17 protein-coding genes are annotated in these 23258 nt (G+C 52.3%); 6 read left to right on the top strand and 11 right to left on the bottom strand.

Annotated features, from left to right (window positions below; genetic code table 11):
• Positions 1-189: 189 nt before the first annotated feature.
• Positions 190-690: a hypothetical protein gene (locus FYZ48_RS26415; protein WP_145183085.1), complete on the top strand. Its 501-nt coding sequence runs from the start codon at positions 190-192 to the stop codon at positions 688-690.
• Here FYZ48_RS26415 and hemA read toward each other — a convergent pair.
• The 8 genes from hemA to FYZ48_RS26375 form a co-directional block, all read right to left on the bottom strand.
• Entirely contained in the window at positions 670-1950 is a 1281-nt protein-coding gene (hemA, locus tag FYZ48_RS26410) for a glutamyl-tRNA reductase (RefSeq protein ID WP_149345509.1), read from the bottom strand. The two genes, FYZ48_RS26415 and hemA, sit on opposite strands and share 21 nt — an antisense overlap.
• Entirely contained in the window at positions 1947-2855 is a 909-nt protein-coding gene (gene ccsA, locus FYZ48_RS26405; protein ID WP_149345508.1) for a cytochrome c biogenesis protein CcsA, read from the bottom strand. The genes hemA and ccsA overlap by 4 nt, the downstream gene beginning before the upstream one ends.
• Before the next feature lie 113 nt (positions 2856-2968).
• Positions 2969-4009, bottom strand: coding sequence for a sigma-54 interaction domain-containing protein (locus FYZ48_RS26400; RefSeq protein ID WP_149345507.1), 1041 nt, complete (start codon positions 4007-4009; stop codon positions 2969-2971).
• Positions 4010-4324: 315 nt separating this feature from the next.
• Positions 4325-4708, bottom strand: a complete 384-nt coding sequence (gene panD, locus FYZ48_RS26395; protein WP_145039340.1) for an aspartate 1-decarboxylase — start codon at positions 4706-4708, stop codon at positions 4325-4327.
• 132 nt (positions 4709-4840) lie between these two features.
• Positions 4841-8074: an efflux RND transporter permease subunit gene (locus FYZ48_RS26390; RefSeq protein ID WP_149345506.1), complete on the bottom strand. Its 3234-nt coding sequence runs from the start codon at positions 8072-8074 to the stop codon at positions 4841-4843.
• Positions 8071-9519, bottom strand: coding sequence for an efflux RND transporter periplasmic adaptor subunit (locus tag FYZ48_RS26385; RefSeq protein WP_149345505.1), 1449 nt, complete (start codon positions 9517-9519; stop codon positions 8071-8073). The genes FYZ48_RS26390 and FYZ48_RS26385 overlap by 4 nt, the downstream gene beginning before the upstream one ends.
• A 125-nt stretch (positions 9520-9644) precedes the next feature.
• Positions 9645-10313, bottom strand: coding sequence for a TetR/AcrR family transcriptional regulator (locus FYZ48_RS26380; RefSeq protein WP_149345504.1), 669 nt, complete (start codon positions 10311-10313; stop codon positions 9645-9647).
• 283 nt (positions 10314-10596) lie between these two features.
• Positions 10597-10968 carry a hypothetical protein gene (locus FYZ48_RS26375; RefSeq protein WP_242022778.1) on the bottom strand — a complete coding sequence of 124 codons (372 nt, stop codon included), beginning with the start codon at positions 10966-10968 and terminating at the stop codon, positions 10597-10599.
• 291 nt (positions 10969-11259) lie between these two features.
• Between FYZ48_RS26375 and FYZ48_RS26370 the strand changes: the two genes are divergently transcribed.
• Complete coding sequence (locus FYZ48_RS26370; protein WP_149345503.1) at positions 11260-12531, top strand: CCA tRNA nucleotidyltransferase; 1272 nt, start codon at positions 11260-11262, stop codon at positions 12529-12531.
• A gap of 29 nt (positions 12532-12560) precedes the next feature.
• Entirely contained in the window at positions 12561-13664 is a 1104-nt protein-coding gene (locus FYZ48_RS26365) for a Gfo/Idh/MocA family protein (RefSeq protein WP_149345502.1), read from the top strand.
• A gap of 2 nt (positions 13665-13666) precedes the next feature.
• On the opposite strand, the gene FYZ48_RS26360 is transcribed toward FYZ48_RS26365, so the two are convergent.
• Entirely contained in the window at positions 13667-14764 is a 1098-nt protein-coding gene (locus FYZ48_RS26360) for a DUF6268 family outer membrane beta-barrel protein (RefSeq protein ID WP_149345501.1), read from the bottom strand.
• 311 nt (positions 14765-15075) lie between these two features.
• On the opposite strand from FYZ48_RS26360, the gene FYZ48_RS29385 reads away from it, so the two are divergent.
• Complete coding sequence (locus FYZ48_RS29385) at positions 15076-15246, top strand: DUF6800 family protein (RefSeq protein WP_187782237.1); 171 nt, start codon at positions 15076-15078, stop codon at positions 15244-15246.
• Positions 15247-15408: 162 nt separating this feature from the next.
• Here the strand turns inward: FYZ48_RS29385 and clpB are convergent, their stop codons facing one another.
• Together clpB and dnaK are read right to left on the bottom strand one after the other, a co-directional pair.
• Positions 15409-18024: an ATP-dependent chaperone ClpB gene (gene clpB / locus FYZ48_RS26355; RefSeq protein ID WP_149345500.1), complete on the bottom strand. Its 2616-nt coding sequence runs from the start codon at positions 18022-18024 to the stop codon at positions 15409-15411.
• A gap of 277 nt (positions 18025-18301) precedes the next feature.
• A complete protein-coding gene (gene dnaK / locus FYZ48_RS26350; protein ID WP_149345499.1) occupies positions 18302-20209 on the bottom strand; it encodes a molecular chaperone DnaK in 1908 nt (635 codons plus the stop codon).
• A gap of 688 nt (positions 20210-20897) precedes the next feature.
• Here dnaK and pheA point away from each other — a divergent pair.
• Both pheA and tpiA read left to right on the top strand, forming a co-directional pair.
• Positions 20898-22061, top strand: a complete 1164-nt coding sequence (gene pheA / locus FYZ48_RS26345; protein WP_145039316.1) for a prephenate dehydratase — start codon at positions 20898-20900, stop codon at positions 22059-22061.
• A gap of 284 nt (positions 22062-22345) precedes the next feature.
• Entirely contained in the window at positions 22346-23119 is a 774-nt protein-coding gene (gene tpiA, locus FYZ48_RS26340) for a triose-phosphate isomerase (protein ID WP_187782236.1), read from the top strand.
• Positions 23120-23258 lie beyond the last annotated feature (139 nt).

Here is a 23258-nt window from a genome sequence, read left to right as displayed (position 1 = left end):
AAGGCTATCATCAAAGGAAGCGATACCGAATTTTCTGTTTCCAGCTATGTATTTCGGGAAATATCCTGCTTCAACGAGGAATCTGCTTTCCTGCCTGCGACGCGATTGATTACCCTGAAAAGTAATCCCGCATAGGACTACACGCCCCTGACACACATCTCTGACTCCTGATTGAACGTGAACTGAACCATGCAGTCTGTCTGTCTGATTTTAACCCGCTTCTGCCTCTCAGCCTGGGTCGGCGCCGCAGTAATTTTTGTGATCAACGGTGTCCAGGATGTTACCTTTCAACCCTTTGATTCACTGGTGCGTGACCAGCTGATTTCCCTGCACTTCCCCGTCTACTATACGCTGGAGTGGGTGCTGCTGGTGGGAGCGTTTCTGGGATGCCTGGGAATTCGGTCAAAACAACTGCTGCCTCGCTGGAAAGCAAACCTGATCCTGGCACTGGTCATTCTCACGCTGACAATCAGCCTGGCCGATTACTTCTGGATCTATCAGCCACTGGAATCCATGATTACGCCTCCGGGCAGTCCGCGGCCAGCTCAGTTCACAAACTATCATCAGGCTTCGAAATACATCAACAGTATTAATATCCTGTTGACTTTCATCGCTGCGATTCTGATCAATCTCCCTGTGATCAGAGAGACGCCCGCAACTCGTGAAGAATCAGTCGCGAATATGGAATAGATGCTTCAGCGCGTCGAGCAAGCCGTGCGGCGTCCCTTCGCGTGCTTCCTGACGCAGGACTTCCAGTGGTGGATGCAGCAGCTTATTCACAATCTGTTCGATCGAACGTTTAATCAGTTCCTGATCTTTTTCATCCAGATGGGACAGCTTGCTGAACAGCTTGTCGACTTCCTGCTCGCGTACATCGTGCCACTGTTCGCGGAGCTGTTTGATAATCGGCCCGGTCGCTCGATGATAGACACCATGCATGAAACGCTCGGTTTCTTCGTCGATGATCGTCAGTGCTTTTTCAACCTCTTTCTGACGCGCCCGCCGGTTCTTTTCACAGGTCGCTTCCAGGTTATCGATATCGAACAGAAAGATATTATCGTTGATCTGGCCGACTGCAGGAGTAAAATCCCGCGGTGCACCAAGGTCGAGAATAAAGAATGTTTTATTGCCAGACTTTTTTAATACCCGTTGAAACCGTTCCACATCCACGATCGGCTGAGAGGCTCCGGTCGTGCTGACAATCACATCCGCTTCCGCCAGACAATCATCCAGATCATCAAAAGGACGCGCCTCACCTCCCACCTTGACTGCCAGCTTCCGGGCGTTTTCCAGGCTGCGATTGACCACGACAATCTTCTTGACCCCCTCATCTTTGAGATAAGTCAGAGTCTCTTCGGCCATCTCGCCTGCCCCGATGATCAGAACAGTCTTGTCGTCAAAACGCTCGAATATGCTTTTCCCGAAGGTCCCCACCGCCACACTGGCGATCGAAACCCGCCCCTCTGCCAGCATGGTTTCCGTACGCACCCGCGCCGAAACCCGGATCGCCTGCTGGAACAAGGCATGGGTCAGCGGTCCACATAAGGCATTCTCGGTCGCCCGTTGATAGGCTTCTTTAACCTGATTCACTATCTGAGGTTCGCCGAGCACCATGCTGTCGAGACTGGAAGCGACCTGAAACAGATGTCGTACGGCATCAGGACCGGTTCGCTCCAGAAAGTCTTCGAAGAAATCGCTGACCGGAACGTGATGAAATTCCGAAAAGAATTTGGCCAGTTCCTGGTGGGAAGGCCCGGTTTCCGGCTCCTGCGTCGCGGTATAGAGCTCCACCCGGTTACAGGTCGAGATTACCACCATCTCCGTTTCCGGATAGGACTTTTTGAGGATGGAATATGCCTCTTCCAGCTGTTCTTTTGAGGAGAACGCCAGCTTCTCTCGCACATCCAGTCCCGCAGTCTGGTGGTTACAATATACGACCTGCAGATTCACAAGGCGGCCCTCTCTGCAGTCGTCTCCTGCGATTCTATCCGTGGCTGCTCCGATCCGGAGTGCCAGGAATCCACGTTCAACAGACGGATATTGGTCAGAATCTGAATGCCGATCACGGTCAGCAGCAACAGCCCTCCGGTCCAGATCGTCAACTGAGCAATATGCTTCTGATTGGGTTGTTTCGTACGCAGGATAAAAATCACACTCAACAGCATCGCCGCCCAGACAATCTCATAGACAATGATGACCGGGTCAACAAACGAAATGGCCTGAGCTCCCTTGCGCACATAGACCCCCAGTCCAATACCGATGCCCATGCCAACCGTCAGCATGGGAGCCGCGATCATCAAAGCCCAGCGATTCAACCGCGAGAGCTTGGCCAGACTGGGCAGATGAAATCCATCGGAAAAATTCTGTTTCTGCTTCAACCGTCGGTGCTGAATCAGATACATCGCGCTGAGCACAAACGAGAGTACAATTCCCACGCCTCCCAGGACCAGCAGTGTAGCATGCAGCATCGCCCAGGATCGGGTCGCGGGCTGTACGAGCGGATTCGTCACGTGATCGACAAAATAGGAAGCCACGACCAGCGCGAGCACCAACGGAAACAGAAACAGCCCGATCGAGAGTTCCTCATCGATCAGGTTAATAAACAGATAGATCGCCACCAGCAGCCACGAGAAAACCACCAGCCAGTCGTGCGTCGAGCCTAACAGGGGCGGCAGTTGTGTTTCATGGGAGCGATTGAATAGATAGGCAGTCTGGGCCACCAGTCCCGCCAGGGAAAACAGAATGATCAGCGGTCGCAGCCATCCGTTCTTCTTGCGCAGAAACCGGGCCAACTCTAAGCAGAAGGCTACCAGGTAACTGGCCATGAAACAGAAAACAGTCACATTTGACAACATGCTGACGACTTTATCACGAACAGAAGGGGCTGAAAAGTGGTGGGACTGCGGCGTTTCTGATGAGAATCAGAACGGCACCCTATTATAGGGCTGTTCAGCTGGTGAAGGGCAAGTCATCTTGCTTCAGATTCTAATTCGTACTCCGAGATTTTTTTATGCAGCGTATTGCGATTGATCCCCAGCCGGGTGGCTGTCTTGGTCTGGACACCCTGGCAGGACCTTAAAACCTGCAAAATCACTTCTTTTTCCACGAGCGACACAACCTGAGTATGCACATCGGTGGAATCCTCTCCCACCCGTTGCAACTCCATGGAAACCAGATCACGACAGATCGTCTCCGGATCCTGTGCGCGAGCAGAGACAGCCCGTGGAGCGGAACGCCCGGTCACATGCCCCGGCAGTAAATCCAGCGAAGGACCATCTTCACCAGAAAGTACGATCAGTCGTTCAACATAGTTCTGCAGTTCGCGAACGTTGCCCGGCCAGCTGTAGTTCTTGAATGTGTTCAACACCTCGCTCGAGAAATTCGGCAGAGGAATCTTTTCTTCTGCAGAGAACTGCTTCGCAAAAAAGTGAACCAGATCTGGAATATCCTCAGAACGTTCGCGCAGCGGAGGCAGATCGATGGGAATCACGTTCAATCGATAATACAGGTCTTCCCGGAACCGCCCGGCTTCGATTTCATCCAGCAGATTACGGTTGGTAGCCGCGACAAAACGACAGTCAACAGAGATCGATCGCGTGTCACCGACACGTTCAAATTCATGCTCCTGCAGAACACGCAGCAGCTTCACCTGCAATGTAAAACTGACGGAGTTAATCTCGTCCAGAAAGATAGTTCCTCCGTGGGCCGCTTCGAAACGTCCTGTCCGATTCTCAACAGCACTGGTGAATGCCCCTTTGATGTGACCAAACAACTCGCTTTCCAGCAGGCTTTCACTCAAAGCACCGCAGTTCACACGGATAAAAGGACCCGTAGCGCGCGGACTGAGTTCATGGATACCACGGGCAATCAGCTCTTTACCGGTGCCGGTTTCTCCAGTCAGTAAGACCGTCGATGATGTGGCAGCTGCACGACGCGTCAGACGATAGACGTTACGCATCGCAGGGCTGTACCCCACCATATCTTCTAAAATAGGGCGATCGTCTTCCATTCGTTTATCGGAAAATCCTAATCAGTCACAGCAAGGTTGTGCGATGCTGAAACAAGTTCATAAGCAGTTTAGTCATAAGCATTTCGGTGAGTTAACTTTTCCGAAAGTGATGCCAGCACTGAATTCACAGCATGAAAACATTGCACCAGCATGCTCAAAAAGATGGCGAACGCATCAATATGATACGCTATGACTGAAGAGGAAGGAAGTGGCAGACCGATTTTTTTTGAAATTCTGCACGCAATACAATTCGACTGCGAATGGCCGCCACAGAGCTGCACAATAATTAAGCATTCGGCTTAATTATCTGGCTATTCACGATTCTGAGCTGGTGGCTACCGGCTGACTGGCGGGAATCGGAGTGTTATTCTCATCAACCAGCACGACCTTGGGTTGATGGCCGCGGGCTTCTTTCTCTTTATATTCCGCGTAACTGGCGATAATCACCAGGTCCTGGGGATTTACCAGGTGTGCGGCAGCGCCGTTGATGCAGATCACTCCCGAACCGGGCTCTCCTACAATCGCGTAGGTGGTCAACCGGGTCCCCGAAGTAATGTTGTAGATCTGTACCTGTTCGTACTCCACAATGTCTGCTGCTTCCATCAATTCCTGATCGATGGTCACACTGCCATTGTAGGCCAGATTCGCTTCGGTCACCGTGGCTCGGTGGATTTTTGATTTGAGTAGTACGCGCTTCATTCTTCTCAACCTGAAAGAAGATATCGTCTTCTATTCGACTCTGACTAGAGGCCTGTCTTAAAAATGGAGGGCGTATACTAACCAGACGCCATCACAACAAGCAAGAGCCTGTAATCCTGTTCACAAACAGAATCAAGCCTGAACGGGAGCTGCCTCTGAGTGCTGCCCTTCAAGTTCATTATAGGCTGCTTCCTCATGCTTTCCATCCATTTTGTCCCACCAGGGCTCATTCGGCTGTGCCCCCATCAGGCGGGCATACAGGTAATAATAGGTGGGAACCAGGAATAACACGAGCACCGTGGCAAGCATCAGACCAAAAATCAGACTTGCCGCCATCGGAATAATAATCTGGGCCTGGAAAGACGTCTCTTTCAAAATGGGAGCCAGTCCCACAATCGTCGTCATCGAAGTCAATAACACTGGACGAAAACGACGACGCCCCGCATCGATCAACGCATCCTTGAGAGGCAGTCCATCAGCAACACGATGATTGATAAAGTCGATCAATACGATCGAATCATTCACGACCACTCCCGTCAACGCCACCAGACCGAACAAAGAAAACAGAGTCAGTTCCATCCCCAGGATCGCATGCCCAAACACCGCACCAATAATTCCGAAAGGAATGATTCCAAGAATGATCAGGGGTTGCACATACGAACGGAATTCAACCGTCAGTAACGCGAACATTGACGCCAGTGCGATCATCAGACCGATAATCAGGCTGTTTACCGATTCGTTGGTCTGTTCCTGCTGTCCTTCCCAGCGAACTCTTACGTTCGGGTATTTGGCAGCCAGCTCATCGATAAAGCCTCCCGGTTTCTTCAGGGCCTGCACGATTTCACGGGCATTTCCCTCTTTCTCATTGAGGTCGGAATAGACAGTAATCGATCGCTGCTGATCGATCCGGTTGATTTCGGAATACCCACGTTTGACAGTGACATCCGCCAGTTCCGTTAAAGGACGTTCGCTTCCGTCGCCGGTCCGGATTCGAATATCATCAAAGCTCATCAGCGAACGTCGCTCTTCTTCCGGGTAGCGGACCATCAGCTTGACCTCATGACGACCACGCTGCAGCCGCATGACTTCTTCGCCGTAGTACGTTGCGCGAACTGTTTCAGCGACATCCGCCAGGGGTACCCCCATGGCACGAGCATTATCTTTGATTTTAATCTGGAATTCCCACTTTCCTGGACTCGAATCGTCATTAACGTCCTTAACGCCGGGATAGGTTTCCAGTTCCCGTTTGCATGCTTCGACCGCAGCTTCCAGTTCACTTAAATGCGTACCATCAGAGAGCAGCTTAAACTCAATCGGCTTGCCCCCCGGACCCATCGTGGGAGATTTAAAAGTCATTCGATCGACGCCAGGCACTTCACCGACGCGTTCCCGCCAGAGCTCAAGCAGCGCTTCACTTCCGATTGTTCGCTCGCCGGCCTCCACGATTTCGATACTGACTTTACCGATATGACTGCCTTCAACCGTCCCCCCCAGCTGGGCTCCGGATTCTTCCCGGGTACCAAATCCGACATTTCGTCGAGTCAGCTTAATCAGTGACTTGCCGTGCTTCTGCTGGTACTCCTGATCCAGATCGAGAAAGTCCTGACGAATCTTGCGCGTCGCGGCATCGGTAATTGATTTGGGAGTACCATCAGGAAATTCCACTGTGGCTTCAATCATCCGATAATCGGTTTTAGGAAACAGGTTGAAGGGAGCAAACCCGCCCATAATCAAACCTGCAGAGAGCAGCATCAATGCTGCTGCAACCGCCAGCGTAGAAGAGGGATAATTCAGCGAAGCCTTTAACACTGGTGTGTAGCATTTTTCGATGAACGCATTCAGTTTCCGCCCGACAAAACCCTCCGATTCTCCATTCTGTGCCCCGGATTTCGAGGGATTTCCGTGCGCCAGGTGACAGGGCAGAATGAACGTACTTTCCAAAAGCGAAATGAGCAGCATCGCGATTACAGCAATCGGCATCACCGCGATAAACTTGCCCATGATCCCGGAGACAAACAACAAAGGAGCAAATGCGATAACCGTCGTCGTCACCGAGGCACAGACAGACGGCAGTACCTCAGAGGCCCCATCGATGGCAGCAGTAACGAACGATTTGCCCATCTGCCGATGCTCATAAATATTTTCGCCGACAACAATCGCGTCATCCACGATGATCCCCAGCGCCATCAGGAAGGCAAACATCGAAAGCATGTTGAGAGTCTGCCCCGTGTAATACAACACGATACAGGCACCGAACATCGAAATTGGAATACCCAGTGCGACCCAGAACGCCAGTCTCGATTCCAGAAAGATGGCCAGGGTGATAAACACCAGAATCAGCCCCTGAAGCCCGTTCGAACTCAACAACTCCATACGGTCGCGCACATCGATGGACTGATCTTTCCAGAGCTTGAGCGAATATCCGGGAGGCAGTTGGGCATCTTTGACGTACTCCCGTACCTCTTCCACAATCGCCAGCAGGTCTTCCTGAGATGTACGTTCGACGGCGATCGACATGGCCGGTTTGCCATTGATTTCGCTGATCATGGTCGTATCAGCAAATTCATCATGCACTTCCCCCAGGTCGTCGACCGTCAGCACGACTCCACCCGGTTCGGTTACCAGCGGAATTTTTTCAATTTCACTCCCGATCAGATGCTTATTCTTCCCCCGCAGCAAGAGTACTTGCGAGTTGGTATTCATTTTACCGCCCGGCAGTTCCAGGTTTTCCCGTCGTACCGTGCGGGCAACATCCTGTAGAGTCAGGCCATACTTTCGCAGGGTCGCTTCCGGTATCTCAATGTCGATCTGATAATCCCGGGCTCCGGCAATGTTGGCCTGCGAGACCGACTTCAGCTGCAATAGTTCATCGCGAATCTTCTCGGAAACCGTGCGGAGTTCCAGTTCGCTGTTCTCATCCTCATTCCCGGGCCCTATGACGGCGACTTCAATCGCCACCTGGCGGAAAGTAATCTGCTGAATATCCGGATCTTCTGCCAGCTCAGGAAAACTGGGGATGCGATCAATTTCGGAGCGGACCTCGTTTAAGATCTTCTGCACGTCAGGCACATCGGCGCGGAGTTCAAGTACCAGCGAGCCCGAACCTTCACTGGCGATGGAAGTAATCTTCTTAATGCCGTCAATCGCGCGGACGGATTCTTCCATCTTCTGACAGATTCCCTCCTCGACTTCATCGGGACTCGCTCCGGGGTAAGGCACCGAAACCAGAATGATCTCCAGTTCAAACTCTGGAAAGACTTCGCGTCGCATGAACATCAGCGAGACCAGGCCGACCCCCAGCACGGTAACCATCAACGTGTTCATCGCCGGAGAGTTGTTGATGGCCCATTTAATGACCGACTTCATTTCAACTCTCCTTCACGGACAGGCATTCCCTCATTGGCCACACTTAAGGGCGAGGTCACCACACGATCGCCGGGCTTGAGCCCTGAGGCCCCCAGTTCCACCAGCAACTGACTGCCACTGGTATCAACCACGCGAATCTTCTCTTCGTGCAGCTTGCCTTCCTGGACAATCCAGACCATGTTACCTGGTCGAATCGCCGTTTCCGGTATTTCGAGCAGAGATACATTACCCTCCAGAGGAATTTCCACCGAGACGTACATCCCTCGCGCCAGCGGTGGTGCGCCCACAACCTGACTCGTCGGTTTTCCGTTAACCAGAATTTCAGTCGGTCGCGGATCAGAGACAACAATCCGGCATGGAACCGTACGGGTTTTCTCATCCAGTCCGATCCCATCGTAGCGGGAAAGCTTGCCGTCCCAGATAAATTTTCTTCCACCAATTTCGTAGCTCACTTTGACCGGCAACTGGGGCAGTTGGTATCCCAGATCATGCCGCCCGCCATTTCCGGCAACGGGCACAGGTTTGCCCTTTTGAGCAGATTGAGCCGCGTGCTGCCAGAGCTGATACAGTTCTTCCATCCGCAAATTGGATCGCACCTCGACCGAGGATGTGTCTTCGATCATTACCAGGGGATCACCGACCTTCACATACCCATCTTTTTCCACCGTATCTTCCACGATGACACCGTTGATGGGCGAATAGATTTTCGTACGCTTCAGATCCAGTTGCGCACGGGAAAGCTGTACTTTGACCAGGTCGCGGGCAAGCATCATCCGCTGACGACGTGCCCGCAGCAGGTCTGCTTCATTGGTCAGTTTCTGCAGCGCATTCCGCGCTGCCAGCTCACCCCGTTTGGCTTCTTCGTATTCCGTGTCAGAGACAACATTTCGCGTCCGTAATTTTTCGACCCGGCTTAACTGACTTTTCTGCAGCAGGACTTCTTCGTGTGCCAGATCGATCATCGATTTGGCATTGTCGATTTCAACTTCCAGTTCATCAATGGCGTTCTGAGCCTGCCCCAGTTCCTGTGTCAGACGCTGCACCTCCAACTGGTAATTCTCCGGATCGATCTGAATCAGCAGACTTTCATCTCCACCCGCTTCCTTTTCCTGCTGCGTTGCTTTCTGCACCAGATTGCCAACCTTACAACCATCTTTCGTGTAGAGCACCTTGCCGGCGACTTCCGCTGCCAGCTTCACTTCTCGCGAGGGAACCACAATCCCATCAACGGCAATCGTCACTCCCGAATCGGAAACCTTGATCGTTTCGGTTGAGACCAGGGGTGCGGTCTGTTCGGTCAGGTTTTCCTGTTGCTCCGGCTCCTGCTTCATGGCTTTCAGGACAACCATACTGCCACCACCGATCCCCAGAATCAGAATCGGCAGCAGAATATGCTTCAGCTTCTTAGACCAGCTTTGAGATGTTTTTGTTTTCGTTTCTGACATGACTGATTTCTATGCTGAATCGCATTCCTACGAGAGTTGGCTGCGGACGCTTCCGACCAACGGGAGATTTCCGGGAAGAACTGAGAGTGGTCTATCGATCTAGTCGCATTCTGCCTTGCTCAGGTTCAGATCTTGTGAAGTGTTGAAGAAGATTCCATAACGGGTTCGTTGAATTCCTGTTTCAGATTTTTAACAGCTGCGAGTGAGAACTGCAGGATGTGCTCAATCAGGTGCTCTGGATCATAGTGGGCTGCCTGCTCTTCCGGCCCCAGCATCAGGCTGACCATCCCTCCTGAGACCCGATAAAACTGACACTGAGCTGCGATGCTGAAAATACACTGCATCCTGCGATAAGGAGGAATTTCGTCCCCCAGCATTTCCAGCAGTATCCCATCAGCAATATTCACAAAGGGACGAAACAGCTCCTGAATCAAATGTCCGCAGGCTTTCGTCGGCCTCAGGACTTCCCGCATTATCAGGTGATTGCTCCAGGAGAGTTCTCCCGTTCCCAACATACGTCTGACCAGCGTAATGACCCAATCCCGCAATTTTTGTTCGGCGGATGTTCCGGGAGACCACTCAGGCAAAGGGGCTCGAGAGACTCCCATCTCTTTGGCCAGGCAGATGACTTCCAGATATAGCTGTTCTTTGTCGCCAAAGTAGTAATTGACGCTCGCTACGTTGACGTCTGCTTTCTGACAGATTTCGCGCACCGTCGCCTTCTCGAAGCCTTTTTCCGAAAAAACAGGCCCCGCAGCTTCCAGCAAACGGTTTCGCACATCAACAGACGACATAAATTCCTGACTCCTGCACGTTTCTAGCGCTGCATTATGAGTTTGACAATCAGGTAACAGGCACTATCAGGGAGAACCCGTAAAAAACCTGTTTCAAACAATTGTATTAAACACGTGTTTAAAATCAATCGTAATCTGAACCAGGAATCATCAATCGCCATAAATTGATGATATACAATAACTTAAGGAAAAACAGACTAAAAGCGAGAGAACGGAAAGACTGCCGACAGTTACTTCGTAAACCAACAGCAGATCTTCGCAGAAAAAGAGGTGCGAACCAACTTCAGCCTGTTAAACGCTCCTGGCCTTCATCACGAAAACGGAACCGCTGAAATCCGCTCTCATCGAGCCGCTCTCGCAGCAGTTCTTTCCAATGTCTTTCCGGGAGGCCATTCAGAATGCCATACAGGATCATTCCGATCGTCAGACAAGAGACTTCCACTACACGCATGGGGAGCGAGAACTGTTTTAAATCAGCGAAAATCTCTTCGCTGCTGCAATATTCACCAAATTTCTGATCACGGTACATAAATTCCACGCCCGAGAAATCCTTGCTCCATTCATAATCGAAAGGGCCGAATTCCCGCCTGCGGTGGAGAACCCAGAATCGGGTTCCATCAAAGCGTATACCGTGTGTTCCTCGCAAAACGTCCATCCTGTCATTGTTCTGGAAATGCTGAGCTCCATAGTAGAGTGAACCCGAACCACCAGTCATCAAGAAATAAATGGCTATACATCATACGTCATTTTCCCCTGTTTGCGAAGTCCGTTTCTGAACCTCGACACGGTTTTCCCTGTCCTGAAATCCACGGTTTTCCTGATGAATTTACAATCACCGAAACCGCCTGCTTAAAAAAACGCCAGCATAAGTCGATATCTGAACAGAACTTGCTATGATCGTATCGACGACAGTCCCAGATCGATTCCCCCAAACACTTTCAGCCTCATGAAACACACAGAACCCTATCAGGCAGCAGTCGAAATCGTACAGAAACTCAGAGACGCCGGCTTCCAGGCACTCTGGGCCGGAGGCTGCGTGCGAGATCTGCTGCTGGGCAAAGAGCCCAAAGATTACGATGTCGCCACGAATGCCCTGCCTGAAGAAGTGCGTCACCTGTTCGGTAAACGTCGAACCCTGGCCGTCGGTGCCAGCTTTGGTGTGATCATCGTTCGTGGCCACCAGCCGGACTGCGATGTTGAGGTCGCGACATTCCGCACCGAAGGCCCTTACCTGGATGGCCGCCGGCCGGAACATGTCCATTTCACCACAGCTGAAGAAGATGCCCAGCGCCGCGACTTCACAATCAACGGCATGTTCTATGATCCGATCAACGATTCCATCTTCGACTATGTCGGCGGGAAAACCGATCTGCAGCAGCATATCATTCGCGCCATCGGAAACCCTCTGGAACGGATGCAGGAAGATAAACTGCGTCTGCTGCGTGCGATCCGCTTCACTGCCACTCTGCGTTTTCGCCTGGATGAAACCACGTTTCATGCGATCCAGACCATGGCTCAGGAAATCACTGTTGTCAGCCCGGAACGCATCGCGGAAGAAATGCGAAAAATGCTGGTTCACCCGAATCGTGAATATGCGATGGAACTGGCCTGCACTGCCGGTCTGCTCAAACCTGTGATCCCGGCACTGGCTCTTCTATGGGAATCTGAGTCAAACCAGCCACTCTGGCAACAGACTCTCAAACGGCTGGAATTCCTGCAGTCAACGCATTTTGAACCAGCGTTCGCCGCCCTGCTGCTCGACCTGCCTGCCACCGATGATCAGCAACGGCTGAATACCGTCTACGAGATCTGTAAACAGCTCCGCTTTTCCAACCATGAACTCAATCTGGTGCACTGGCTGATTGAACACAGAAACAGTCTGCAGGGAGCCTCTGCATTCCCCCTCTCCCGGCTGAAACGCCTGCTGGCGCATCCGAACTTCCCATTCCTGCTGGAACTGGCCGAAGCAGACCTGCGTTCCCGGAATCAGTCGCTGGCAGACCTTGAATTTTGCCGAGAGTATCGTGATCATACCCCCATTGAGGTCTTGAATCCCCCGCCACTGCTTACAGGCAATGATCTGATCGCTTCCGGCATCAAATCGGGCCCACAGTTCAAAGAACTCTTAACTCAAATTCAGGATGCCCAGTTGGAAGAGCGCATCCAGAACCAGGCGGAAGCATTTGCCCTGCTGAATCAGTTGATCAAACAGAAATAATCATTCTCAACCCCTGAAAAGGCTTTCTCATGACAGACAAAGTTCGCATTGGAATCATCGGAGCCGGCGCCGTCTCCGACTACCACCACGTCCCCGGTATCAATCTCGATCCCCGTGCAGAACTGGTCTCGATCTGTGACCCCAATTCAGAACTGCTGGCCCAGCGTCAAAGTGACTGGGGCAAAACCAAAGCGACCACAAACTTCCAGGAAATGGCCGATGATCCCGATGTCGACGCCGTGATCATCGCGACCCCCAACTTCACACACCACGAAATCGCCCTCGCCTGTATCAATGGAGGCAAACATGTCATGTGTGAAAAACCGCTGGGATTGAACTACACAGAATCGGCAGAAATGTATCGAGCCGCCCGCGATGCCAACCTCCGCCACATGACCGCCTTCACCTACCGCTTCGCCCCTTCGATGCGGTATGTGAAACATCTGGTTGAATCAGGAGCCCTCGGCGTACCGCGCCACTTCCGTAGCCAGCGCTTTCTGGACTGGCCCGAGTCCAGCTGGGGCTGGCGTCAGAGTAAGAAACTCGCTGGTGCCGGCGATCTGTTCGACATGACCATTCATCGCATTGACTTCGCGCAGGACCTGCTCGGACCGATTAAGAGCATCTGTGGTGCCGTCGCTCAGTTTGTTCCCCGTGACAAAACCGCCGACGGACAAGCCTGTGAGCCCTCTGAGGTCGACGACTGGTCTTCACTGATCGGACAGTTTGAAAATGGTGCCGTCGGCGTCTGGGAAGGCAGCACCCTGATGAAAGGCTACCACAACGATGGCTTCGGTTACGAATGGGCCGAAGTCAACGGTTCGGAAGGCTCAGCCGCTTATCAGCTGACCGATCCCAACAATATCCTCATCGGCAAACCGGGACAAACAATGGAAAAACTGCCCGTCCCTGAGGAATATCTGGTCATCGAAGGCAGCCCCCGTGATCCCCACGCCGGCGTCCCCAGCACCGTGTTCCGCTACGACCTGGTCTACGAATTTGTGTCGGCCATCGTGGAAGAGCGAGATGCGATTCCCGGTTTCGACCACGGTGCCTCTGCCCAGCTCATCGCTGACTCCGTACTGGAATCATTTGATAAGCGGACCTGGGTCGACATTAACTGTGACCTCTGAATTCAGAATGTCAGCTGGTAGCGTAACATCGCCGTAGGGGAAATATCGTAATTCCCCTTGTTGGATTGATATTCCAGCCGGCGATTGAAGACAAATCCAACTTCCAGCTGACTGATTTTTCCATTGGTGTGCTTGGTTTCCAAGCCACCAATCAGACGTAAGTCACTGTAGGTCGCAATGTCATCAACGCCCTTCTTACCCCGTCGGATGGCCCAAGAACCGCCGCCGAATTCGCCGGCAACATAGGCCCAGCGTTCCAGATGCTCGTCTTTCTCAAGCCGATACGTAAACTTCGGCTTGGGGAAGATCAGTTCCAGGCGAGAGCCTTCACTGAACCACATGATCATACCAGCTGCCGGAAGCATCATAATATCTTCACGGTCCAGATAGACCACCCCCATCACGAACTGCTTGGCACGGGAATGAACAAAGTAAGCCAGCCCCTTACCGGTGATTCGCAGCGAATCGGAAGTGACGTTTTTGAAATCACTGTAAACCCCCGGAGCGACTTCCAGCTCGTAGGACCATTTATCATTCACTTTTTCAAACCACCGGAACGAGACTGAAGTATCATACACCCGCGCCGGAAGATCAGTCCGCACGGGACCATCCAGATAATGCACACCGAACCGGGGTGTGATCGTAAACCCTTCCAGCCGCGGCAGATCGACCGTTTCCGAGAGATACAAAGTGAAGATGCCCAGATTATCGTCGCTCCCGGGCAACCAGGTTACCGAACCAGTCGCGCTCTTATGGGCCAGCATGGGGACAAAGGTTTCACAATCGACACACTCTTCATCAGTTGGGCCCCAGACCTGATCCTCTTTTAACAGCTGGGGAGGAATCCCCAAAGCGGCCTTGGATTCAGCATCCAGCACATCGGGAATCTGAGGAGACTGGCTGGTCTGTTGAATCTGACTCTCATCGCGGGGCATGAAAATCGTCTGATGACGTTGAGGCAAAGGTGAATACTCAGATCCGTCCGGGTCGTCAAAGATTGTCTTCCTGTTCTGCGCAGAACAGGAATCGATCGCACCCCAGAACAGGAACGCACCGAGGGCCAGCATCAGTACTACAGTCCGGTAAGACTGAATGAGCATGAGAATTATCCCAATTGTTTACTATAGAGAGAGTTATAGAAATTCTGCGTGCAGCCCGAGTTGCAGAAAGACGAGCAGATACGGAATCAAATCGATATGAGGTTGTGGAGTTAGAGAGAAGGAAACGTGAAATATCAGGGTTGTTACTCCGGGTCAACCCGAATCTTGCGCCCCGGCTTCTCTCAAAATCTATCAGAAAATGCTGCTCTCTGATCGTTGCCCCTTACTTTCAATGATGTTAGAATCAAATTCTTCACATTGAATATATACATTAGAACATATCAATTTCACTTAACAGGAACCAGAGAGACATGGGACGTGTTCAAAAAGGGCGTGAGTTAGCTTCGCGTCGTAGCCGGAAAGCCAAACTGAAGAAACTCCGGGACAAGTTCGAGAAAGCCAAAGACGCTTCTGAAAAAGAACAGATCAAAGAGAAAGTCCGCAAAATCAGCCCCTTTGCGGTTCTCGAAGAATCTGCCTGAACCCGCTGATTCAGCGATTTGAAACAGAGTGAAAACATGACGCTGACTCAACCCGAAGTGAGCGTCGTTTTTTCATGCGCACAACAAGGTGCCCCAGTATAAAACAAAAGCAGCCCCAGGCATTCCGCCCGGGGCTGCTTTATATTCAATTCCAGCCTAGATTCATCGTTCTGAGAACAGAAACAACCCTTCGTGAGCGTCGACATAAATCGTTGCCCCCTCCGTAAAATCGCCGGAGAGCAACTTGTTCGCCAGCTCATTCTGGATGTGCTGTTGAATCGTCCGCTTCAAAGGTCGAGCACCGTACACTGGATCGTACCCTTCTTCCGCCAGCAGATCTTTCGCTTCAGTTGAGACTTCCAGCGTATAACCGTTGGCTTCCACCAGGCGTGACAGATGCTTGAGCTGCAGATCGACGATCTGACGGATCTCCTCTTTCCCCAGCGGATGAAATACGATCACCTCATCGATCCGGTTCAGGAACTCAGGCAGAAACTCATGCTGCAGAGCATCCATCACACGATTATGGATCAGCTCCTCATCTTCTTTGCCCGACAGATCCATAATAGTCTGGCTGCCGATGTTGGAAGTCATCACCACAATCGTGTTTGAGAAATCAACAGTTCGCCCGTGGCTGTCCGTCAGACGACCGTCGTCCAGCAACTGCAGGAGTATGTTGAATACATCCCGGTGAGCTTTTTCAACTTCGTCCAACAGAACCACCGAATAAGGTTGCCGCCTGACCGCCTCGGTCAACCGCCCCCCTTCTTCGTATCCGACATACCCCGGAGGGGCACCAATCAGACGAGCCACAGAATGCTTCTCCATGAACTCACTCATGTCGATGCGGATCATACTGCGTTCATCATCAAACAGAAAACTGGCCAATGCCTTGCAAAGCTCCGTTTTCCCGACGCCGGTCGGCCCCAGGAACATGAACGAACCGATGGGACGATTCTGATCCTGCAGACCAGATCGCGAACGACGAACCGCGTTAGAAACCGCTTCGACTGCTTCACTCTGGTTAATCATCCGCTTATGAATTTCATCTTCCATCCGCAGCAGCTTATCGCGTTCGCCTTGCAGCATCTTCGACACCGGAATTCCGGTCCACATGCTGATGACCTTGGCAATGTCTTCCGAAGTCACCTCTTCACGCAGGAGCCGCTCACCAGCGTCATCTCCCAGCTCCGCGACACGCGCTTCCATCTCGGTCAGACGCTGCCGGGCCGCATTCAACTCCTGTTCGGCGTTGTAAGCCTGGGCATAGTCTTCATTGGAATTTGTCTGCTGTGCGCGGTGGAAAGCCTGCTCATACGCGGTATTCAATCGATCAATTTCTTCCTTCAAGGGCTGCAGGCCGGCCAGGGCTTCTTTTTCCGTTTCCCAGCGGGTCTTTAGCGCATTGACACTCTCTTCCCGATCAGCGATGTGCTTACGCAGTTCGGCCAGACGCTCCTGGCTTTCCGGTGAATCTTCCCCAGCCAGTGCAGCCGCTTCGATCTGCATCCGGGTCAGTTGTCGGGTCGCCTCATCAATTTCAGACGGCATGGAGTCCATCTCCATACGCAACTGACTGGCCGCCTCATCGACCAGGTCGATGGCCTTGTCCGGCAGAAACCGGTCGTTGATGTACCGATCAGACAACGTCGCAGCGTTGATCAAAGCGTCGTCCATGATCCGCACGCCATGGTGCGTTTCGTAGCGCTCCTTCAATCCCCGCAGAATGGAAATCGTATCCTCGACCGTTGGCTCCTGAACCATTACCGGTTGGAAACGACGTTCCAGAGCCGGATCCTTCTCAATGTATTTGCGATATTCATCCAGGGTCGTTGCGCCGACACAATGCAGCTCCCCGCGTGCCAGAGCCGGCTTCAACAGGTTAGAGGCATCCGCGCCCCCTTCTGCAGCCCCAGCCCCGACAACGGTGTGCAACTCGTCGATAAACAGAATGATCTCCCCCTTGGCAGACTCAATTTCTTTGAGCACCGCCTTCAGCCGATCTTCAAACTCACCGCGATACTTGGTCCCCGCGATCAACGCTCCCATATCCAGGGCGATAACGCGTTTGTTCTTGAGGTTCTGAGGCACATCGCCCATCACAATCCGATGCGCCAGACCTTCCACGATCGCCGTCTTACCGACGCCCGCTTCCCCGATCAGCACTGGATTATTTTTGCGACGACGGGAGAGAATCTGTACGACACGGCGGATTTCCTGGTCGCGACCGATCACCGGATCGATCTTCCCCTGACGCGCGAGTTCGACGAGATCCTTCCCGTACTGCTGCAACGACTGGTACTTCTCTTCCGGACTCTGGTCCGTCACCCGCTGACCGCCCCGCACTGCCTTGAGCGCCGACAGAACGTCATCTTCTTCAATTCCATTGAGTTCCAGCAGCCGTTTCGGCTGGTCATCGACCGTGGTGAATGCCAGCAGCAGATGCTCCGTCGAAACGAAATCATCCTGCATCTGATCAGCTCGATCCTGCGCTGCCTGCAAAACCTTCAGCAGCGACTGACCGATGCCTACCTGCATCGCAGCCCCCGAAACTTTGGGCAGACGACTGATCTCATCATCCACCATTTTCTGGAGCTGAGAGAGATTTGCCCCAATCTTCTGAATCAGAGGTTTGACTACTCCCTGCTCTTCATCGAGTAATGCCTTCAACAGGTGCAGTGGTTTGATTTCCTGCTGGCCGAAATCCTCTGCGGTCTGCTGGGCTCGTTGCACTGCCTCCTGGGCCTTCACAGTCAATTTTTCAAATCGAAATGCCATAATGCTTCTCCAATTCTATTTATCATCTGCGCAGCAACTCAACAGCATCGATTATCATATCAGAAAATCGGCCGGCAAGCAGTGCCTGCTGAGATACTCAAATTTTTAATTGTTTTGATCCAGGCCCGGAGAGGTGGGTAATCAGTTGAGCCTGATCCGAGGTCGGTTGGAATTGTCGGTCGCGTCGTTGAAAAATACTCTTGTACGGGAGCCCGGGGCCCAGCCGGACGGCTGAGCCCCTGTCCCTGTTCGTCTTAGCCGAAGACTTCAGACTCGATCAGTCCTTCTTTTCGAATTCTGCATCGATTACATCTTCGTCTTCTGCAGCCGAGCTCTCACCACCTTCGGGAGCAGCCCCTTCGCCACCAGCGGCTTCGCTGGCTTTATACATCTGCTCGGTAAAGGCGTGAGTTGCCTGCTGCAACTCTTCACAGGCGGAATTGATGGCTGCCACATCTTCTTTCTCGACAGCATCATTCACCTTCTTCACAGAAGCTTCGATGGCAGACTTCGAAGAATCATCGATTTTCTCAGCATGCTCTTTGAGCAGCTTCTCGACTTCGTAAACCAGACGAGTTCCATTGTTCTTGGCCTCGGCCAGTTCCTTCTTCTTCTTGTCTTCATCGGCGTGTGCTTCCGCCTGCTTTTTCATATCTTCAATTTCGGTTTCCGACAGCCCGCTGGACTGCTCGATCCGAACTGAGGTCTCTTTTCCGGTCGCCACATCCTTAGCGGAAACATTCAAGATCCCGTTAACATCGATATCGAAGACCACTTTGATCTGCGGTACCCCACGCGGAGCCGGAGGAAGTTCTTCCAGATTAAACTGACCCAGCAGCCGGTTATCGTTGGCCATCTGGCGTTCTCCCTGGAACACCCGAACGGTCACAGCAGTCTGGTTATCGGCAGCAGTCGAGAAGACCTGATCTTTGGTAACCGGAATTGTTGTGTTACGTTCGACAAGCTTGGTCATGACGCCCCCTTCGGTTTCGATACCGAGCGACAGCGGTGTCACGTCCAGCAGAACAACGTCCTGTACATCACCGGCAATGATCCCCCCTTGAATCGCGGCTCCAATTGAAACCACTTCATCGGGATTCACACCCTTGTGAGGCTCTTTACCAAAGATCTTCTTAACGAATTCCTGAACCTTGGGAACACGTGTGGAACCACCAACCAGTACCACTTCATCGATGGCACTCGGATCCAGTCCGGCGTCTTTCAACGCCTGCTCGACCGGATTGCGGCACCGCTCGACCAGTGGGTCGATCAGCTTTTCGAATTCCGCACGAGTAATCGCCATCTGCAGGTGCTTCGCACCACTGCTGTCGGCAGTGATGAACGGCAGGTTGATGTCGGTCGTCTGAGAAGATGACAGTTCTTTCTTCGCTTTTTCAGCTGCTTCACGCAGACGCTGCAACGCCATTGGATCACTGCGGAGGTCAATTCCCTGATCTTTCTTAAACTGATCAGCAATGTAGTTGATCAGTTCTTCGTCGAAGTCGTCCCCCCCCAGGTGACCATCGCCGTTGGTGCTCAGGGTTTCGATCACTTCGTCACCGACTTCCAGAACGGAAACGTCAAACGTACCACCACCGAAGTCGAAGACGACGATCTTTTCATCATTCTTCTTTTCCAGACCGTAAGCCAGAGCAGCTGCAGTCGGCTCGTTGATAATACGCGATACTTCCAGACCCGAAATCTGACCGGCGTCTTTGGTCGCCTGACGCTGTGCGTCGTTAAAGTAAGCAGGCACGGTCACAACTGCCTTATTGACTTTGTGCCCCAGGTAGCTTTCAGCAGCTTCCTTCAGTTTCCGCAGAATCGATGCAGAAATTTCGGGAGGTGTGAGAGTCTTGCTGCCCGCTTCAATTTTCACATAGTCTTCGGGACCACCAACGATCGTGTAAGGCACGATCTTTTCTTCGTTCTGAACTTCGTTGTGACGACGTCCCATAAACCGTTTTACTGAGTAAACGGTATTCTTAGGGTTGGTCACAGCCTGACGTTTGGCTGGTTCGCCGACCAGTGTCTCGCCTTTATCGGTGAAAGCAACAACACTGGGAGTAATCCGGTTCCCTTCGAGGTTCGGGATCACTTTGGCTTCCCCGCCCTCCATTACTGAAACCACTGAGTTGGTGGTTCCCAAATCGATTCCGATGATTTTTTCACCTTGAGACGACATTTTGAGTTTCCCCTCTTTCTATATCGAGATTGCAGATCGATGACTGATTCAAAGCCCCTCATAATGGCCGTAAATGAAACATCGATCAGGGCTTGTTTTCCATTTTGATTTAATTCAGCCCAATTACGGGACAGTTGACACTGTATGCAAGGACCGTGCCAACAGATCCCCGACTGAGATCGTTTAACGTAAGATATTTATATGAATAACCTTACAGGACGTCGTACTTACCGAAAATCTAGCAGACAGGCAGCAATACTGCCATATTGACACCAGCCCCGAGTCAAGCCCGCCACGGCCAAAATGACATTTTGGCAGTCTCTGACACCGGACCGCTGAAATAAGGGCTAAACAGTTCACACGCAAGGCTCAACCGCTTGACAGTCCCCAGATACGGCGGTACAAACTAGAACAATTGAAGACTACTCTGTCCTCTGCTCAAGCAATGGACAAAACGTCCTTCACGTGTGCCTGCCTCGATCTATCTAACTGATTATTTTACAAATCCTTAGATAGTCTTTTCAAGGAAGGCACTCGGGAGAAACCTCGAGTTAAGAAATTCTTAAGGGATTGAAATTCCATAGTGAAACTGGCAGTGAGCATCGACCACACATCCAGGAAGGCTGTGATCTGGCTGCGGTTCATTTTCTGAGAGACAGAAACGAGACTCACATCCTGAAAGATTCCGATGGCCAAGAAAAAAGCGGTGAAAAAGCGAGCTTCCGTGACTAAACCGAAGTCAGCTCCCCAGAAAAAAGTTGTTCGCAAGACCAGCAAAAGCAGCCCCGCATCGATCCAGTCTGAACTAAAAAAGATCGATCGCGAAATCATCAAGCTGGTCAACAAACGCTGCTCAATGACGGTCAAACAGATCAAATCCGATCCGGAACCGCGCAAGGCAATGTTCGATCCCAAGTCGGATGAAGAGCTTCGCGAGACCATCGAAAAACTCAATGCGCCCGGTCCCATGACCAATGCGTCCATCCGCGGCGTCTTCCGGCAGATCCTCAGTTCCGCCCGTCGACAGATTCACCCACAACGCGTCGCCTACCTGGGCCCTGCTTACAGCTACACGCACCTGGCAGCCCTGGAACGTTTCGGCGAAGAGGCCGACATGGTGCCGGTCAACACCATCGGATCCGTATTTGAAGAGGTCAATCGCGGGAACACCGAATTTGGCGTTGTCCCCATTGAAAACAGCACCGACGGCCGCGTCGTTGATACCCTGGACATGTTCACCCGCCTTCCGCTGCGGATCTGCGGTGAAGTCCTGATTGCAGTACACCATAATCTGCTGGCACGCTGCGAACGCAGTGAAATCACGGAAATTTACAGCAAACCTCAGGCCCTCTCGCAGTGCCGTGAATGGCTTTCCCGAAACATGCCACAGGCTCACCTGCACGAAGTGACCAGCACCTCGACCGCAGCCCAGCTGGCTGCCACCAAACCCGGTGCCGCAGCGGTCGCCAGCCACCAGGCATCGGTCGAATACGATCTGCAGATCATCGTGGAAGGGATTGAAGACAACGCCAACAATGTAACCCGTTTCGCCGTGATTGGTGAAGAGGTCTGTGAACCAACGGGTAAAGACCGCACTGCGATTCTGGTCCAGATTGCACACAAAGCCGGCTCCCTGGCAGACACCCTGCAGATCTTCAAGAAAAACAAAATCAATCTGACCTGGATCGAATCCTTCCCCCTGCGTGGTGAAGAGCCAGGCTACCTGTTCTTCATTGATTTTGAAGGGCACGTAGAAGAGCCCCATATCAAGCGCACGCTGAATGATTTGTCCAAGAAGGTCGTGCGACTCGAAACCATGGGCTCCTACCCCAGAAGTGGCATTCTGGAGTAAATCGGCCCCCGGAATAAGTGATTGAGCCTCAGCGGCGCCCGTTTACCAGCATTATTCTGCCAAAACAGGCTGCATTTCAGGATTTTGCGCGAGATTCCTTGAATCAGTCGCCCGGACTCAATACCTTATCCAGCACACCGAGGAAGCTGGTATTGTTCGAATTTCAGCTTTCACTTGCATTCGACTGATTTCTCGCTCCGATCTTCCCGCAATACCCGCCTGGCGGGTTCCGATTTTGAGTCGAGCCTCTACCCACTATTTCTAGATAATATACAGGATCTATCATGCGTCGTTATCTCGTTGCCGGTAACTGGAAAATGAACACCACCAGAGAATCGGGCACTCAGCTGGCCCAGGCACTGGTCGCAGAAGTTCCTGCTGAAAATCCAGGGGTCGAAGTACTGGTCTGCCCCCCCTTCCCTTACCTGACTTCGATCGGCGATGTGGTTAACGGCTCGGGTGTCGGATTTGGAGCTCAGAACTGCTACCACGAAGCTCCCGGCGCTTTTACCGGTGAAACAGCAACCGAGATGCTGACAGACATCGGCTGTCGCTCCGTGATCCTGGGACACAGCGAACGCCGCCATATCCTCAAAGAAACTGACGCGGACATAAACCTCAAGGTGAAAAAAGCCCTGGCCTCCGGTCTGCAGGTGATTCTGTGCGTTGGTGAACTGCAGAGCGAGCGGGAAGCCGATCAGACAGAAGCTGTCCTCGATACGCAGATGACCGGTGGACTCGACGGAGTCGATGCTTCAGCCTTCGATCAGATTGTGATCGCCTACGAACCGGTCTGGGCAATTGGAACCGGCCTGACCGCCACTCCTGACCAGGCAGAAGCAGCACATCAGTACCTGCGTAACTGGCTGAAAGACAAGTATTCTGCCGAAATCTCAGATGCGACACGCATTCTGTATGGCGGCAGTGTCAAACCGGACAACGCCCAGGAACTGCTCTCGCAGGAAAACGTCGATGGCGCCCTGGTGGGGGGAGCCAGCCTCAAGCCAGAGCTGTTCATTCCCATCATTCAGGCTGCCGCAGGACTGGCCGCCAGCTGAAAACAGGCCATTTTATTCGAAATCGCTGCAGCTCAAGCTATAGATACGATTTACAGATCGTATTCGATTACTGTATGATTCAGCCAATCTGTCTGAGCGACAGCCGGTCTGTATAAATACGTTCACAGAACATTATTAC

Origin of the sequence: Gimesia chilikensis (assembly GCF_008329715.1) — a bacterium.
GTDB lineage: Bacteria > Planctomycetota > Planctomycetia > Planctomycetales > Planctomycetaceae > Gimesia > Gimesia chilikensis.
The sequence above is the reverse complement of the archived record's forward strand: the minus strand, read 5'-3'. Positions and strand labels throughout refer to the sequence as shown.

Coding starts and splice junctions, on each gene's coding strand:
- FYZ48_RS26415 (WP_145183085.1), top strand. CDS start 190: ATGCAGTCTGTCTGTCTGATTTTAACCCGCTTCTGCCTCTCAGCCTGG.
- ccsA (WP_149345508.1), bottom strand. CDS start 2,855: ATGTTGTCAAATGTGACTGTTTTCTGTTTCATGGCCAGTTACCTGGTA.
- FYZ48_RS26400 (WP_149345507.1), bottom strand. CDS start 4,009: ATGGAAGACGATCGCCCTATTTTAGAAGATATGGTGGGGTACAGCCCT.
- panD (WP_145039340.1), bottom strand. CDS start 4,708: ATGAAGCGCGTACTACTCAAATCAAAAATCCACCGAGCCACGGTGACC.
- FYZ48_RS26390 (WP_149345506.1), bottom strand. CDS start 8,074: ATGAAGTCGGTCATTAAATGGGCCATCAACAACTCTCCGGCGATGAAC.
- FYZ48_RS26385 (WP_149345505.1), bottom strand. CDS start 9,519: ATGTCAGAAACGAAAACAAAAACATCTCAAAGCTGGTCTAAGAAGCTG.
- FYZ48_RS26380 (WP_149345504.1), bottom strand. CDS start 10,313: ATGTCGTCTGTTGATGTGCGAAACCGTTTGCTGGAAGCTGCGGGGCCT.
- FYZ48_RS26375 (WP_242022778.1), bottom strand. CDS start 10,968: ATGGACGTTTTGCGAGGAACACACGGTATACGCTTTGATGGAACCCGA.
- FYZ48_RS26370 (WP_149345503.1), top strand. CDS start 11,260: ATGAAACACACAGAACCCTATCAGGCAGCAGTCGAAATCGTACAGAAA.
- FYZ48_RS26365 (WP_149345502.1), top strand. CDS start 12,561: ATGACAGACAAAGTTCGCATTGGAATCATCGGAGCCGGCGCCGTCTCC.
- FYZ48_RS26360 (WP_149345501.1), bottom strand. CDS start 14,764: ATGCTCATTCAGTCTTACCGGACTGTAGTACTGATGCTGGCCCTCGGT.
- FYZ48_RS29385 (WP_187782237.1), top strand. CDS start 15,076: ATGGGACGTGTTCAAAAAGGGCGTGAGTTAGCTTCGCGTCGTAGCCGG.
- clpB (WP_149345500.1), bottom strand. CDS start 18,024: ATGGCATTTCGATTTGAAAAATTGACTGTGAAGGCCCAGGAGGCAGTG.
- dnaK (WP_149345499.1), bottom strand. CDS start 20,209: ATGTCGTCTCAAGGTGAAAAAATCATCGGAATCGATTTGGGAACCACC.
- pheA (WP_145039316.1), top strand. CDS start 20,898: ATGGCCAAGAAAAAAGCGGTGAAAAAGCGAGCTTCCGTGACTAAACCG.
- tpiA (WP_187782236.1), top strand. CDS start 22,346: ATGCGTCGTTATCTCGTTGCCGGTAACTGGAAAATGAACACCACCAGA.